This is a genomic window from Nocardia coffeae (assembly GCF_019890715.1).
In the GTDB taxonomy this organism is placed as follows: Bacteria; Actinomycetota; Actinomycetes; order Mycobacteriales; family Mycobacteriaceae; genus Nocardia; species Nocardia jiangxiensis.
The window spans coordinates 376,472-391,794 of record NZ_JAINZY010000009.1 but is presented as its reverse complement, the minus strand read 5'-3'; the positions used below and the strand labels follow the sequence as shown (position 1 = coordinate 391,794).

Sequence of the window (15,323 nt, the reverse complement as noted above, 5' to 3'; positions counted from 1 at the left end):
TCGGCAGGTCGGCGCGTGGGTGGCCGCCGGGAGGTGGCCGCAGGAGACGCCAGGTGGATCCGGACGTCGTCCGGCAGCCGATGGCGCGGCCGGGCAGGGCGTCCGGCGGTCGGTGCGCTCGTCCGGGCGGGCTGTCCGGCGGTCGGTGGCCGCGGAGTGCTGCGAAGCGTTTCGCCTCGTCAGCGCGGATCCGGTCGAGGTGGGTTGACTGGTTGGGGCCGGGGGTATCACTGGGGTGACAGCATCGCCGGTGCAATGGCCGTCACATGAGGGCCGGGCACCGTAGCGGGCCTGGTGGGCTCGATCTACAGTGGCGGTGTACGGCCAACCGGCCCGTCGTACGGAAATCCGATGGCGCCCGCGCCGTCAGCAGTGCAGGAAGTGTTGCAACATGCCTTTCTCCGGCAGAAACAGGGCGGGTTCAGGTGCGCTCGTGCGCAAGGCCGGACCCGACAGCGGGTACTTCCGGCGTCTGGGTTACCGGCTGACGGCCGATCTGGACCGGCTCGACGCTCAGGAGCTGGCCGAGACCTCCGAGGCGTCGGGAGCCTGTCAGGCCGCCGAGTGCCGTCGTGGCGAGGAAGTCACCATGCTGGGCCGGCTGCGCAGTGTGGAGGCCTGTCCGAAGGCGGCCAGCGCCTGCCTCGAGGCCGAATTCTTCGACGGCACCGATGCGATCACCCTGGTGTGGATCGGCCGGCGTCGCATTCCCGGCATCGAGCCGGGACGTCGTATCCTGGTTCGCGGCCGCATCGGTGAACGTGATGGCGCCAAGGTGATCTTCAACCCCTACTACGAACTCCGCGGGAATTCCTGACGTATGTCGACACCCACGAACGACGAGGGCGCTCTTGTCGCCGACGACGAGCGCCGCGCCGTGTCCCCCGACGAGCCCGGCTCGTCCACCACACCCATTGATCGCGGGCCGCGCCACGCCCTACGCGGCGATACCGCGCCCGGTGCGCGGTTCGACTCCGCGGCCGAGGACCCCGACTTCGACGATGTAGACGCCGAGGATCGCGACGATCCCGAAGACACGCTGCTGGAGCAGCTCGGTGGCGTCAGCGGCCTGATCTATTCGACGCTGCCGGTGGTGGTGTTCGTCCCGGCGAACGCACTGTGGGGCCTGGCCGCGGCCATCTGGACCGCCCTGGGCGTCGCGGCCGCGATCCTGGTCTGGCGACTGGTGCGACGCAATCCCATTCAGCCCGCCATCTCCGGATTCCTGGGGGTGGGCGTGTGCGCGTTCATCGCCTATCGGATGGGTGCGGCCAAGGGCTTCTTCCTGTTCGGCATCTGGGCCAGCCTGCTGTACGCGGGGGTGTTCCTGGCCTCACTGGTGGTGCGCTGGCCGCTGGCCGGGGTGATCTGGGGTGTGCTGAACGGGCACGGCACCGAGTGGCGTTCGGATCGCCGGGCGCTGCGGCTCTACGACGTCGCGACACTGGTCTGGGTTCTCGTGTTCGGTGCCCGCTACCTGGTCCAATCGCATTTCTACAACGACAACAGCACCGGTCTGCTCGCGGTCACCCGGATCGGCATGGGCTGGCCGTTGACGGCGGTCGCGCTGCTGGTCACGGTGTGGGCCGTGCGTCGCGCGGGGCACGCGCCGGTCGAGCGCGACTGAGCGAACACTCGCCCGCCGGGTGGGAAATTCGGTGGGGTGAGGGTGAATCCACCCCTGGGGTGCCTGGTCGGTAGGCCCGGATCACAGCAGGATTCTCTGTGAGAGGTACGGAGAATCGGCGAAAGGGATCCGAGTGATCACGCAGGAGAACCCGGCGGCATCGACGACGCGGACGGCCGGATCGTCGCGGCACGGTGCGCCCGCCCCCGTTCGTTCGGAGAGCCAGCGGGTCGCCGCGGAACTGGATCGGCTGATCGGCCCGGCCGCGGCCGGAGACGACCGGGCGGTGACCGACATCGTGCGCATCGTGCAGCCACTGGTGCGGCGCTACTGCGCGGCGCGGCTGGGCTCGGGCGGGAACCTTCAGGTCACCGCCGACGACGTCGCCCAGGAGATCTGTCTGGCGACCGTGCAGGCGATTCCGCGCTACCGCGATCAGGGCAAGTCGTTCCTGGCGTTCGTGTACGGCATCTCGGCCAACAAGGTGGCCGATGTGTTCCGTCGTCCCGCACAGCAGGCCACCTATCCGGTGCCGGACTTCCCGGACCGGCCCTCGACCCTGCCGGGACCCGAGGAGATGGCGCTGGCGGCCGAGCAGCGGCACGCCACCTTCGAACTCATGCAGATTCTCGCGCCCGCGCATCGCGAGGTGCTGGTGATGCGTCTGATGTTGGGCTGGACCGCGGCGCAGACCGCCGAGGCGATCGGCACCAGCCCGGGAGTGGTGCGGGTCATGCAGCATCGCGCGCTGAACAAGCTGCGCGCGCGGCTGGAGGAGAGCGAACTGCTGCCGGAATGCGCCTGACGGCGCTCAGGAGACCGCGGGGGTGCGAAAACCGTTGACGCCCAGGGCGCTACGTAGTTCGTCCTCGGCCTCCACCGACGCCACGAACAACAGTTCGTCCTCACCCTCGAGCGGATCGTCCGGCTGCGGCACGATGACCCGGCCGCCGCGCAGAATCGTCACCAGGGCCGCATCACGCGGCAACGTCAGGGTTCGCACCGCGCGCCCGGCCAGGGGGGTGTCCACGGGCAGGGTGATCTCCACCAGATTGGCCTGGCCCTGCCGCAGCGTCATCAGCCGGACCAGATCGCCCACCGAGACGGCCTCCTCGGCCAGTGAGGCCAGCAGTCGCGGCGTCGAGACCGCGACGTCGACGCCCCAGGACGCATCGAAGAGCCACTCGTTGCGCGGGTCGTTGACCCGGGCCACGACCCGCCGAATGCCGAATTCGGTCTTGGCGAGCAGGCTGAACACCAGGTTCGCCTTGTCGTCGCCGGTGGCCGAGATCGCCACCTCGTAATCCTGCAGCCCCGCCTCTTCGAGCAGTTCCAGCTCGCAGGCGTCGCCGTGCACCCAGACCGCGGCCGGGACGGCGGCCTGGTCGATGTGATCGATTCGGCGCTCGATGAGCATCACCTCGTGGCTGCCGCGCAGTAGTTCCTGGGCGATGGAGCGGCCGACCGCGCCCGCCCCCGCGATGACTACCTTCACGACTCCTCCTCGCTCGAGGGTGCGGTAGCGGCGAGGGCGACCGCCTCGCCGACGTGGCCGGAGGTGGCGGCCACGTAGATGGTGTCGTCGGCCTGCAACAGCGTCTTGGCGGTGGGCAGCACCCCCTGGCCGAAGCGGATGATGAACGTGACGCGCGCGCCGATGGCGTCCTCCAGGGTCTGCACGGTGTGCCCGAACCAGTCCTCGTGCAGGGTCAGTTCGGTGATCGCGACCGTGCCGGTGGGGTCGCGCCAGGTGGCGGAGGTGTTCTCGTCGCCGATCAGGGTGCGCAGGAACCGGTCGGTGGTCCACGGCACGGTGGCGATGGTGGGGATGCCGAGACGTTCGTAGACCGCGGCGCGTTTGGCGTCGTAGATCCGCGCCACCACCCGCTCCACGCCGAACGTCTCCCGCGCGACCCGCGCGGCGATGATGTTGGAGTTGTCGCCGGAGGAGACCGCCGCGAAGGCTCCCGCGCGCTCGATTCCGGCGCGCTGCAGCACATCCCGATCGAAGCCGACGCCGGTCACCTGTTCGCCCGGGAAGTCCTTGCCCAGGCGGAGGAAGGCGCTGGGGTCGCGATCGATCACGGCCACCTGGTGGCCGATCCGCACCAGTGCGCGTGCGAGGGCGGAGCCCACGCGGCCACACCCCATGATCACTACGTACACCGTGCCAACCCCATTCCGGAAACCGTGGTGTGCGGTCTGATTCGTTCAGCAGGAACCGTACCCGCTGCTGGTCCTGGCACCGACGTTCCCCTGGACGCATCCGTCGAAACCACCGACATGCTGCGAGGTCGTCGCCGTCACAGTCCTATGCTGACCGGAATGTTCCCCTCGACGCGGACTGCCGCCGCCGAGCGCGCTCGCCTTGCGCCCGACCACCGTCACGGACCGACCGCTTTCCGGACGTGCGGGCCCTGGCCCGCTCGCCGCCGTCTCCCGGTTGCTTCGGCGCGCTCGAGCGGCCCGCTCGCCGCCCTCTCGGTGCGCCCGGTGCTGTCCGTCCGCCTCGATTCGTTCGAGCAGGTCACGGCGACCATGCGCGATTTCTCCGCCTCGGTCGGGGGCGTGGTGCGGGCGTCCGGTCAGGGAGCGTCGACGGGCCGACCCGTGCGCCGTCGTGGGGAATGCGGTCGTCCGGAAGCGATCTCGGTACGGCGTGGTTCGTTCGGTGCGTCTGCGCCGATGAGCGCGACGGCGGGCGTCGTCGTCGAACCGATTGGGGAGGGGCGTGCGGATGACTGGTCACGGTGAAGCCGGCTGGGAGGGTTCGGTTTTCGAGGTTCGGTTGGGGGCTCCCGGACACGGCGGGTTCTGTGTGGCGCGGCACGAGGGGCGGGTGTTGTTCGTGCGGCACGGTCTGCCGGGGGAGTTGGTGCGGGCCCGGGTGAGCGAGGATCGGGGCGGGTCGTTCTGCCGGGCGGAGGCGGTGGAGATTCTCGAGGCGTCCGCGGATCGGGTTCCGGCGACGTGTCCGGTGTCGGGGCCCGGCGGTGCGGGATGTTGTGATTTCTCCTTCGCCACGCCCGCGGCGCAGCGGGAGTTGAAAGCGGCCGTGGTGCTCGAGCAGTTGCGGCGGGTGGCGGGGTGGGAGACCGACGTCGAGGTGGAATCCGTTCCTTTCGGCGCGGCGGCGGGCGGCGGTGTGGACGGCGGGTGGCGCACCCGGATCCGGCTGGCGGTGGATGCGCGGGGATGCGCGGGTGTGCACGGCTTTCGTAGTACCGGGATCATCACGGATCTGCGATGCCCCCAACCGGTTTCGGGGGCGATGGACGGGATCGCCGGGCGGAGCTGGACTCCGGAGGCGGATCTCGTGGTGGCGGTGGACGGCGACGGGGTGCGTCATATCGTCGAGCTCGCGCCCGCGGATCTCACCCGCGGTCACGACGAGACCGGGCGAGCGTCGAATCCTTCCGGGGACGATCGACGGTCTCGTGATCGGCGGCGCGCACACGGTGGCCAGGGGCGCGCGGACCGGTCCGGTGACCGCCGACGCGGCGGCAGTGATCGTCGTAGCGCCTCGGCTCGACGCGCGGCGGCGCATGCACCCCGGCGTGAACAGGTCGTCGAGGGGAGCGGCCGGGCGGTGCAGTATGTGGCCGGTCGCCGGTGGGAGGTGTCGGCGACGGCGTTCTGGCAGCCGCATCGCGGTGCGGCGCAATGTTATTCGGATGTCGTCGCGGAGTGGGCGGATCCCTCGCCGGGGATGCGTGCCTGGGATCTGTACTGCGGCGCAGGTGTTTTCGCCGCGCGGCTCGGGTCGGCGGTGGGGTCCGGCGGTGCGGTGTTCGGCGTCGAGTCGGCGCGGGCGGCCGTGGCGGACGGCTCGGCCGCGCTCGCAGACATGCCATGGGTGAGCCTGGGTGTGCAACGCGTCGAACGCTGGTTGAGTGACGGAATTCACCGTGCCACACCGGATGTCGTGGTTCTGGACCCGCCGCGGGCCGGGGCGGGCAAGGCGGTGATCATCCCGCTCACGGCGGCGGAACCGGCACGCATCGTGCACATCGGCTGTGATCCCGCGGCTTTCGCCCGCGACATCTCGCTCTACCGTGCGCACGGCTACGCGCCCACCCGCCTGCGTGCCTTCGACGCCTTCCCGGCGACCCATCACGTCGAATGCGTGGCGCTGCTCGAGCCGGTTCGCCAGTGATGCCGCCGCGCCCGGGGCAACGGGCCGGCCGGTGCGTGTGACGAGGATTGCCCGAGAGGGTGAATCGGTGTGACGTGGCCGACTGCTCGCCGGTGTGTCGCGGACAGGTCGCTGTTCCGGTCATCGGTTCCCCGAACGGCTCCGTAGACTGTTCGGAACAGACGACACCTCCGGAGTAGGGAGCGATAGCGGTGGGAGTGCTTTCCCGGGTCGAGACGCCCGAGGACCTGCGCCGGCTGACGGCACCGGAACTGGCCGAGCTGGCGCAGGAGATTCGTGAGTTCCTGGTCCAGAAGGTCGCCGTCACCGGTGGTCATCTAGGGCCGAACCTGGGTGTGGTGGAGATGACGATCGCGCTGCACCGGATCTTCGACTCCCCGGCCGATCCGATCATCTTCGACACCGGCCACCAGGCCTACGTGCACAAGATGCTCACCGGCCGCAAGGACAGCTTCGACCGGTTGCGCAAGCAGGGCGGCCTGTCGGGGTATCCGAGTCGCGCGGAGAGCGCGCACGACTGGGTGGAGTCCTCGCACGCCTCGGCCTCGCTGTCCTACGCAGACGGTCTGGCGAAGGCGTTCGCGCTGACCAAGCAGCGCCGCCACGTCGTCGCGGTGGTCGGCGACGGCGCGCTCACCGGCGGCATGTGCTGGGAGGCGCTGAACAATATCGCCGCCGGACAGGACCGTTCGGTGGTGATCGTCGTCAACGACAACGGCCGGTCCTACTCGCCGACGATCGGCGGCCTGGCAGATCGGCTCGGCGCACTGCGCATGCAGCCCGCCTACGAGCAGGCCCTCGACGCGACCAAGCGGTTCGTACAGGGGATTCCGCGGGTGGGCGGATCGGCGTACTCGATGCTGCACGCGCTCAAGGCCGGGATCAAGGACGCCGTCGCGCCGCAGGAACTGTTCAGCGATCTGGGCCTGAAATATCTCGGCCCGGTCGACGGCCACGACACCGTCGCACTCGAGGCCGCGTTCAGGCGCGCCAAGGATTTCGGCGGTCCGGTTGTGGTGCACGTCGTCACCCAGAAGGGCCGCGGCTATCAACCGGCCGAGGACCACGAGGCCGATCAGATGCATTCGATCGGCTCGATCGATCCCGAGACCGGTAAGTCCACCGCCGCCAAGTCGGTCAGCTGGACCTCGGTGTTCTCCGACGAGCTGATCCGGCAGGCCGAACAGCGCGAGGACGTGGTGGCGATCACCGCGGCCATGCCCGGTCCGACCGGGCTGACCCCGTTCGGGGAGCGGTTCCCGGATCGGATGTTCGATGTTGGCATCGCCGAGCAGCATGCGATGACCTCGGCGGCCGGTCTGGCGCTGGGCGGGTTGCATCCGGTCGTGGCGGTGTACTCCACCTTCCTCAACCGCGCCTTCGATCAGCTGATCATGGACGTCGCGCTGCTCAAGCTGCCGGTGACGCTCGTTCTGGACCGCGCCGGCATCACCGGCGAGGACGGCGCGAGCCACAACGGCATGTGGGACCTGTCGGTGCTGGGCATCGTGCCCGGTATCCGGGTCGCCGCACCGCGCGATGCGGCGACGTTGCGCGAGGAACTGGCCGAGGCGCTCACCGTCGCCGACGGCCCGACCGTGCTGCGATTCCCGAAGAGTGCTGTCGCGGAGGATATCTCGGCGATGGAGCGGCTCGACGGGGTCGATGTGCTACGGATGCCCGAGGGCGGTTCGGCGCAGACCGTGCGCGGTGACGTCCTGCTCGTCGCAGTCGGTCCCTTCGCGCGGACCGCGATGCAGGTCGCAGATCTGCTGGCGCCGGAAGGGATTTCGGTGACCGTCGTCGATCCGCGCTGGGTCCTGCCGGTTTCGGACACCGTCATGAAACTGGCCGAGAACTACCGCCTGGTGGTCACTGTGGAGGACGGGGGCCTGCACGGCGGCATCGGCTCCACGGTCTCCGCGCGGCTGCGTGCCGGCGGCATCGACGTACCCACCCGCGATATCGGTGTGCCGCAACGGTTCCTGGACCATGCCTCGCGCGCACAGATCCACGAAGAGCTCGGCCTCACCGCCCCCGACATCGCGCAGCGCATCACCGGGTGGCTCGGCGGAGTCTGAGGACTCCGTACCGCGGTGACTCGGCGTCCCGGGGCGTGATGGGTCTCGCCCCGGGACAGCCTCACCGGTCGCGAGCGGGCGGGGCGGGCTCGGTGGTGAACAGGGCCGCGGCCAGCGGCGCGACATCCAGTTCGCGCTGCCAGGGTCGGGCCCCGCCGGCGGTCAGATAATCGTCGATGGCACGGGCCGGGTCGTCCGGCACTGCGCCGGAACGGAATTCGGGCAGCCCGTCCCAGCAGAGGCGGCGCAGCAGGTCCGGGGTCAGCAGATTCTCCACCGGAACCGTGTAGCGCGTCGACAGCTCGCCCATGGCCGCGCGGGCGGCGGTGAGCCGGGCCGAGGCGACCGGGTCACGCCGCTCCCAGCGGTTCACCGGCGGCGGGCCGTCGAAGGGCTGGCTGAGTGTGGGCAGGTCCGAATCCGGCAGGGCGCGTGCGCGTTCCACCGCGCCGAGCCAGTCCCGCGAGTACCGGCGCTGTCGTGGTCCGCCGAAGACCGGCAGGGCACGCAATGCGCCGATATTCTTCGGATCAGCGGTTGCGGCCGCCACGATCGCCGAATCCGGCAGGATCCGCGCGGGGGCCACATCCCGGCTCCTGGCCAAAACGTCGCGGGTGGACCACAATTCACGGACCACCGCCAACTGGCGCGGACGACGGAGAGTGTGAATACCCGAGGTGCGCCGCCACCGATCCGGCTTCGGCGTGGTCGGTTCGATCGTCCGGACGTGCTCGAATTCCTGTGCGGCCCAATCATTCTTGCCCTGCTCGCGGAGCGATTCATCGACCGCCTCGCGCAATTCGAGCAGCAGTTCCACATCCAGGGCCGCGTAGTTGAGCCAATCATCGGGAAGCGGGCGGGTCGACCAGTCGGCGGCGCCGTGTCCCTTGCGCAACTCGCGGCCGAGCAATTTATCCACCATCGCGGCCAGGCCCACCCGCTCGAATCCGGCCAGACGCCCGCCCAATTCGGTGTCGAACAAACGCGCCGGATGTAAACCCAGTTCGGCCAGCCCGGGTAGGTCCTGATCGGCCGAATGCAGCACCCATTCCAGACCGTTGATCGCCTCCGCCAGCGGCTCGAGCGCATCGGCCACCGGAATCGGATCGATGAGAACGGTGCCGGAACCCGTGCGTCGCAACTGAATCAGATAAGCACGATTGGAATACCGGAAACCCGAAGCCCGTTCGGCGTCCACCGCCAGCGGTCCGCTCCCCGCGGCCAAACGCGCCGCGACCTCCTCGACGGCCCGCGCCGTATCCGTGACCGGGGGTACGCCCTCGGCAGGTTCGAGCAGCGGGACGGCGGTATCGTCCCGGCTCTCACCCTGGAATTTCGCGGACTCGTCGGCAACTGACATAGGCAAGAACTTTACGTCGCGGTCAGAACTGGTCGTCGGTATTCTGCGGACGCGGCCGCAAATGGGTTATGCCCGCGGGCGGCAGACCGGCCGCGTAGGCCAGCACTTCGCAGAAAGCCTCGACATGCGGTCCGAGCTCGGGGGAGTCCACCGTCCACGAGGCGCGCAACTCCAGCTGATAGGCGCGCGGCGGCCCGGCGATATCGCCGTACCGGATCGAACTGGTCGAGGTGACCGTGCCGCCCAGCGCCGTGAACGACTCTCCGCGCGACTCCAGCGCGTCCACCAGCCAGCTCCACGCGACCTCCGGCAACAGCGGATCCCCGGCCAGGGCCGCATCGATGTCGGCCTGGATGTAGGCGACCATCCGGAACACCCCGTGCCAGGCATCCTGGCCGTTCGGGTCGTGCAGGAGGATCAGACGGCCGAACGCGTCGTCCTCGGAATCGACCGGAATCACATTGGTCTCGGGGTGCTTGACTTCGGCACCGATGGCATAGGAATACGGGGCCAGGCGTTGCGGCGGCCGAATCGGTGCAAGCTCGATCCGGGGATGTACGGAAGCGGTGCCCATCGCATCGACCGCGGCGCGAAACTGGGCAGGTTCGCCGGCTGGGCCCGGGGTCGGTGCGGCGCCGTCGCGGAAGTCGAGCGGTGTCACGAATGTGAACCTATCCCCGAACCGGTCGCTGAGACCGGAGGCGCGCCCTAATTTCGGCCCGCTGGAATTTTTGCCTCCGCTCTGCCCCGGTGTGTTCGCGGCGCCCGGAGGTTCACCGCTCTGCCCGGTGTCCGGCACCCGTTCCTCGGACTCGCCACGCGTCCGAGCGGCTAGCCGCGCCGCAAACCTGACGTCGGCGTTGTTCCGGGTTGGTGGCATGAGGTGCGTGGGATCTGTTCTGTGCTTTTGGCATTCGCTTTGCCGGGCGGGATTGCGGTGCCTTGGGCTTACCGCGCCGCAAGCTTGTGTTGGCGTTCAACGGGGTTGGCAGAACAAGGTGTGAGGCATCTGTTCTGTGTTTCGGCCGTGTGCGGCTCGGCGCGGTATCGGGTCCTGGTTTTGCTCGCCCACCATGTGTCCGGGCGGCAAGCCGCGTTGTAAACCGGGGTTGGCATTTCGTGCGATCGGCCGAACGAGGGACGAGTGGTGATCTGCGGGGAAGCACGGAGTGGTGTCGGGGGTCCGCCTCGCGTCTGGGCGGCTGTGGGCGTTCGTTTCCGGTACCGCACCGGTCGGCGGGGTGCGGAGTCGTGTGGCTGGTCACCGCTGTCCGGGGCCGGGGTGGTGGTTCGCATACGATGGCCGTGATGAGCACACCAATACGTCGCCGGTTGTCCGACGCGCCGTTCCTCGCCGCTGCCACCGGGGCGAGTCCGAAGCGGCGTCCCGTCTGGTTCATGCGGCAGGCCGGGCGGTCGCTGCCGGAGTACCGCGAGGTGCGTGCCGGGATCGGCATGCTGGAGTCCTGTTTCGATCCGGAGCTGGTCTGCGAGATCACCCTGCAGCCGGTTCGGCGGCACGGGGTGGATGCGGCGATCCTGTTCTCCGACATCGTCGTTCCGCTCAAGGCGGCGGGAATCGATCTGGACATCGTGTCCGGCGTGGGTCCGGTCGTGGCGAATCCGGTGCGTTCGACCGCCGATGTGCGGGCGCTGCCGCGGCTGCGGCACGAGGAGGTCGGTGCGATCGCCGAGGCCGTGCGGCTGCTGGTGGGTGAGCTCGGCGACACACCGTTGATCGGATTCGCCGGTGCCCCTTTCACTCTCGCGTCCTATCTGGTCGAGGGCGGGCCCAGTAAGAATCACGAGCGCACCAAGGCCATGATGCTCGCCGACCCGGACATCTGGCACGAACTCCTCGGTGTGCTCACCGATATCACCATCGAGTTCCTGCGCGCCCAACTCGCCGCAGGGGTCGACGCGATGCAGCTGTTCGACTCCTGGGCGGGTGCGCTGTCGCTGGCGCAGTACCGCGAGTTCGTCCTGCCGCATTCGGAGCGGGTCTTCGCCGAGGTCGCCGCGGTGGCCGGACCGGACCTGCCGCGCATCCACTTCGGCGTCGGCACCGGTGAGCTGCTCGGCGCGATGGGCGAGGCCGGAGCCGATGTGGTCGGGGTGGACTGGCGCCTCCCGCTGACCGAGGCCGTGCGCCGCGTCGGCCCGGGAAAGGCGTTGCAGGGCAACCTCGATCCCGCGACGCTGTTCGCCGGACCCGAGGTGGTCGAGCGCGAGGTGCGCCGCATCGCCCACGAGGCGGACGAGGCGATCACCTTGGGCGCGGCAGGCCACATCTTCAACCTCGGCCACGGCGTCCTGCCCGATACCGATCCGGGTGCCCTCACCGCCGCCGTCGAGCTGATCCACAGCCTGCCGGTGTAGGGCCTCAGCCAGAAGCGGCGCGTCCTGATCGCCCGCGCTTGCGGTTGACCACCTCGGCCCCGTGTGCTCGATGTCTGCGGACAGGTTCACCCCGCCGGTCGATTGCGGGAGCACGCGTGCCGGGGCGAACCATCGGGTGTGCTGTGTCAGCCGCAGGTGGTGGCGGTAATCCTCGGCGAAGGGCGCGCCCTCGACGCGGGCAGTGTCGTCGAAGGTCTGCGTGCGCGCTCGGTGGCTGCGCCCCAGGACAGGCCGGTCGGATCCTGGAGCCGGTGGTGTGATGCATCGGCCGTGCGGCGCGGTGGGAGGCCGTGAGCCGGGCGGCTGTTGCAGCGGGTGTTCGGGCTCGCCGAGTAGGTTCGGTACGGGCTCGGTGAGGCAGTTTCGTCGGTGCGGTGAGGAGTGTGGTCGATGCGGGTCGCGGTGATCGGTGCGGGGATCAGCGGGCTGGTCGCGGCCTATCGGTTGCGGGCGGCGCTGGGAGCCGGGCTCGAACTGGTACTCGTGGAACGGCGCGACCGGATCGGGGGGACACTGCATACCGGCGTTCTCGCGGGCGGGCCGGTGGACCTAGGCGCGGAGGCATTCGTCGGGCGACGTCCCGAAATCCCGGCTCTGCTGCGCGAATTGGGTCTCGAGGACCAGCTGGTGCATCCCTCCGGACGACGGCCACTGATCTGGTCCGGCGGCGCGGCGCATCCGCTGCCGACCGGCACGCTGATGGGCATTCCCGCAGACGCGGAATCCATGGCCGGACTGGTCGACGAGGCGACGCTGCGGCAGATCGCCGCGGAACCGGACCGACCGCTGCACTGGACGCCCGGCGATGACGTCTCGGTGGCGGATCTGGTCGCCGAACGGTTCGGCGCACAGGTGGTGAGCCGTAGCGTCGAGCCGCTGCTGGGCGGAGTGTATGCGGGACTGGCGAATTCGATCGGGGTGCGTTCGGCGTTGCCGGGCCTGGCCGCCGCGCTGGATGCGGGAGCGTCGAATCTGTCCGAGGCGGTGTCGCGGGCATTGCCGCCGCCCTCGACCGCACCGGTCTTCGGTGGCATCCGCGACGGTTACCGCGTCCTGCTCGACGCGCTGTTTTCCGCGGCCGCCCCGGAACTCGAGATCGATACCACCGCACAGGATCTGACCCGCACTCCGCGTGGCTGGCGGTTGGCGCCGGTGGGGGAGTGTGACGCGATCGTCCTCGCCACGCCCGCACCCGTCACCGCCGATCTGCTGGCCCCGGTACTGCCCGAGGCCGCGCGCGCGACGTCGCGCATCGAGCTGTCCTCCTCGGCGGTGGTGGCGCTGGCCCTGCCGGCGGATACCCCGCTGCCGGAGAACTCCGGCATCCTGGTCGCCACCGGAGAATCGTTGCGAGCCAAGGCTTTCACGCTCTCCAGTCGTAAGTGGCCGCATCTGGCCGATCGTGCCGTCGCGATCGTGCGTGCCTCGTTCGGCCGGTTCGGTGACGACAGTCTGCTGGCGCTGTCCGACGCCGAACTTGTCGCCGCCGCGACCGAGGATCTGGCGACGGTGACCGGTATCTCGGTACAGCCGGTCACCGCGGCCGTCCAGCGCTGGCGCGGCGGCCTGCCGCAATACGCACCCGGGCACGCCGACCTCGTGTCCACGATCGAATCTGCGGTCGGCGCGGTGCCCGGACTGGCGCTGGCGGGCGCTTACCTGCACGGCGTCGGCGTCCCGGCCTGTGCGGCCTCGGGTACGGCCGCCGCCGAGCAGATCCTCGCGGGGCAAACGAACTGAACCGCGGCGGATGGTGGGTGGCGTCATGCGGAAAACGTTGGCACACAGGGCATTACAAGTCCATAACCATCGGATTCCCGCACCCGTTACCTGGATCCGCACTCGATGTCCGCGGCGTGTTCGCCGGTAAACGGTGCGGCTGTGTGACCGGGTGATCCGCAGTGGCACCATATGGGTATGGCACGACTCGATTACCAGGCGCTCAATTCGACCATCCGGTATCTGATGTTCTCGGTGTTCCAGGTGCAGCCCGGGGCATTGGGGGAGGACCGCGAGGCGGCGATCAAGGAGGCGCGCGCGTTCTTCGACGGTCTCGCCGACAAGGGCGTCGTCGTGCGCGGCCTGTACGACGTCGCCGGGATGCGCGCCGATGCCGACTTCATGGTCTGGTGGCACGCCGAGCGCATCGAGGATCTGCAGGCCGCCTACGCCGATCTGCGCCGCACCACCGCACTGGGCCGGGCCAGCGCCCCGGTGTGGAGCAATGCCGCGGTGCACCGCCCGGCCGAGTTCAACAAGAGCCACATCCCGGCCTTCCTGGCCGGTGAGGAGCCGGGCAACTACGTGTGCGTCTACCCGTTCGTGCGCTCGTACGACTGGTACCTGCTGCCCGACGCCGAGCGCCGCAAGATGCTGGCCGACCACGGCAAGGAGGCCCGCGACTATCCCGACGTGCGGGCCAACACCGTCCCCGCCTTCGCCCTCGGCGATTACGAGTGGATCCTCGCGTTCGAGGCGCCCGAACTGCACCGCATCGTCGATCTGATGCGCGATCTGCGGGCCACCGAGGCCCGGCGGCACGTGCGCGAGGAGGTGCCGTTCTTCACCGGCCCGCGCGTCGAACTCGAGCAGTTGATCACCGCGCTGCCCTGAGCGCGGCCGCACTCCGACGCACTACCGGTTCGGGGCACGCATCGCGAGCCCCGGTAAATCGGGTCATGCGCAGTGCGAGCCCCACGCCGTACTGTTCCCCCGTCGCCTCAGTGTGTTGCGTCGTCCGAGGGGTGCAGGCGCAGCGAGATGGAGTTGATGCAGTACCCGCTCACGGACGATCAGCCTGAATTCGTTCGCGAAAACGCACGACAATCGAATGCGCTTCGGCGTGGTGATCAATGACACGCCGAAGCATTCGGTTGCCTGGCTCTGTCCGGAACCTAGTGCGTCTGGTCCGCGGCTGTCGCCTCCTGGAAGTCGACGAGTGCTTCTCCGTATGTCTGCGCCCACTCCGTCAGCATCGCTATCGGCTCCTGGAGTGTCCGGCCGAGCGGGGTCAGGCGGTATTCCACCCGTGGGGGCGCTTCGGCGTACCGCTGTCGATCGATGAGGCCGTTGCTCTGCAGGCGGCGCAGGGTCTGAGTCAGCACCTTTCGGGAGATTCCGCCGGACAGGGCGACAAGTTCACTGTGTCGTTTGGGGCCGTCTTCGAGCGCGTACAGGGTGACTACGGACCACTTGTTCGCGATGACCTCGAGTGCTGTGCGCGCAGGACAGTCGGACATGAACATGATTCCGGCAGGAGGGCTCACGACCCGAAGGTTACCAAAGGGTACCTATCGGATTTCTAGCGTTGCCATCATGCATATCGCAGCCCTGATCCTGTCCGTCCTGCTCGCTCTGGCGATGCTCCAGTCCGGAGTGATGAAGTTCGTTCGCCCAGCGTGGATACGCCAATTCGCGGAAGCGGTCCACCTCACCACTTCTCAGCTCACCGCGCTCGGGAGCCTGCAGATCGCCGCGACGGTCGGTCTCATCGGGGGCATCTGGTTCCCGCCCTTCGCGATCGCCGCCGCGATCGGGCTGGTGCTCTACTTCGGCGGCGCGATCGTCGCCCACATCCGCAGCGGCGACCGGAACATGCTGGGAGCCATGGTCTTCCTCGCGTTCTCGATCGTGACGTCGGTCGTGCTCGTTCTCGATGTTCTCGTCGCCTGAGTCGACAACCCGTACCGGAGGACGGGT

The 15,323-nt window shown here is 69.1% G+C and carries 14 protein-coding genes; 9 read left to right on the top strand and 5 right to left on the bottom strand.

What is annotated here, in order from left to right:
* Positions 1-433: 433 nt before the first annotated feature.
* The 3 genes from K7711_RS30230 (at position 434) to shbA (ending at position 2,432) form a co-directional block, all read left to right on the top strand.
* A complete protein-coding gene (locus K7711_RS30230) occupies positions 434-817 on the top strand; it encodes an OB-fold nucleic acid binding domain-containing protein (RefSeq protein ID WP_040823568.1) in 384 nt (127 codons plus the stop codon).
* 222 nt (positions 818-1,039) lie between these two features.
* Entirely contained in the window at positions 1,040-1,627 is a 588-nt protein-coding gene (locus K7711_RS30225) for a DUF3159 domain-containing protein (RefSeq protein WP_235748055.1), read from the top strand.
* Between the two features lie 133 nt (positions 1,628-1,760).
* Positions 1,761-2,432 (top strand): RNA polymerase sigma factor ShbA, encoded by a 672-nt coding sequence (gene shbA, locus K7711_RS30220; protein ID WP_308015022.1) that lies wholly within the window; start codon positions 1,761-1,763, stop codon positions 2,430-2,432.
* A gap of 6 nt (positions 2,433-2,438) precedes the next feature.
* Here the strand turns inward: shbA and K7711_RS30215 are convergent, their stop codons facing one another.
* On the bottom strand, positions 2,439-3,122 hold the full coding sequence (locus K7711_RS30215) for a potassium channel family protein (RefSeq protein ID WP_222972966.1): 684 nt from the start codon (positions 3,120-3,122) through the stop codon (positions 2,439-2,441).
* Complete coding sequence (locus K7711_RS30210) at positions 3,119-3,793, bottom strand: potassium channel family protein (RefSeq protein ID WP_040823563.1); 675 nt, start codon at positions 3,791-3,793, stop codon at positions 3,119-3,121. Before K7711_RS30210 ends, K7711_RS30215 begins: the two co-directional genes overlap by 4 nt.
* Positions 3,794-4,364: 571 nt before the next feature.
* Here K7711_RS30210 and K7711_RS30205 point away from each other — a divergent pair.
* Positions 4,365-5,783, top strand: a complete 1,419-nt coding sequence (locus K7711_RS30205; protein ID WP_222972965.1) for a class I SAM-dependent RNA methyltransferase — start codon at positions 4,365-4,367, stop codon at positions 5,781-5,783.
* Between the two features lie 191 nt (positions 5,784-5,974).
* Entirely contained in the window at positions 5,975-7,864 is a 1,890-nt protein-coding gene (dxs, locus tag K7711_RS30200) for a 1-deoxy-D-xylulose-5-phosphate synthase (protein ID WP_222972963.1), read from the top strand.
* A gap of 61 nt (positions 7,865-7,925) precedes the next feature.
* Here the strand turns inward: dxs and K7711_RS30195 are convergent, their stop codons facing one another.
* Positions 7,926-9,224: an HRDC domain-containing protein gene (locus K7711_RS30195; RefSeq protein WP_222972961.1), complete on the bottom strand. Its 1,299-nt coding sequence runs from the start codon at positions 9,222-9,224 to the stop codon at positions 7,926-7,928.
* A gap of 22 nt (positions 9,225-9,246) precedes the next feature.
* On the bottom strand, positions 9,247-9,885 hold the full coding sequence (locus K7711_RS30190) for a DUF3000 domain-containing protein (RefSeq protein ID WP_083895691.1): 639 nt from the start codon (positions 9,883-9,885) through the stop codon (positions 9,247-9,249).
* 638 nt (positions 9,886-10,523) lie between these two features.
* Here K7711_RS30190 and hemE point away from each other — a divergent pair.
* From hemE to hemQ, 3 genes are all read left to right on the top strand, one after another.
* Positions 10,524-11,603 (top strand): uroporphyrinogen decarboxylase, encoded by a 1,080-nt coding sequence (hemE, locus tag K7711_RS30185; protein ID WP_222972960.1) that lies wholly within the window; start codon positions 10,524-10,526, stop codon positions 11,601-11,603.
* Between the two features lie 411 nt (positions 11,604-12,014).
* Positions 12,015-13,364 carry a protoporphyrinogen oxidase gene (locus K7711_RS30180; protein WP_222972958.1) on the top strand — a complete coding sequence of 450 codons (1,350 nt, stop codon included), beginning with the start codon at positions 12,015-12,017 and terminating at the stop codon, positions 13,362-13,364.
* A 177-nt stretch (positions 13,365-13,541) separates the two neighbouring features.
* On the top strand, positions 13,542-14,237 hold the full coding sequence (gene hemQ, locus K7711_RS30175) for a hydrogen peroxide-dependent heme synthase (protein WP_222972956.1): 696 nt from the start codon (positions 13,542-13,544) through the stop codon (positions 14,235-14,237).
* 281 nt (positions 14,238-14,518) lie between these two features.
* Here the strand turns inward: hemQ and K7711_RS30170 are convergent, their stop codons facing one another.
* Entirely contained in the window at positions 14,519-14,890 is a 372-nt protein-coding gene (locus tag K7711_RS30170; RefSeq protein ID WP_308015021.1) for a winged helix-turn-helix transcriptional regulator, read from the bottom strand.
* A gap of 49 nt (positions 14,891-14,939) precedes the next feature.
* Here K7711_RS30170 and K7711_RS30165 point away from each other — a divergent pair, with 49 nt between their 5' ends.
* Positions 14,940-15,296 (top strand): DoxX family protein, encoded by a 357-nt coding sequence (locus tag K7711_RS30165; protein ID WP_222972954.1) that lies wholly within the window; start codon positions 14,940-14,942, stop codon positions 15,294-15,296.
* The last annotated feature ends 27 nt before the right edge of the window (positions 15,297-15,323 follow it).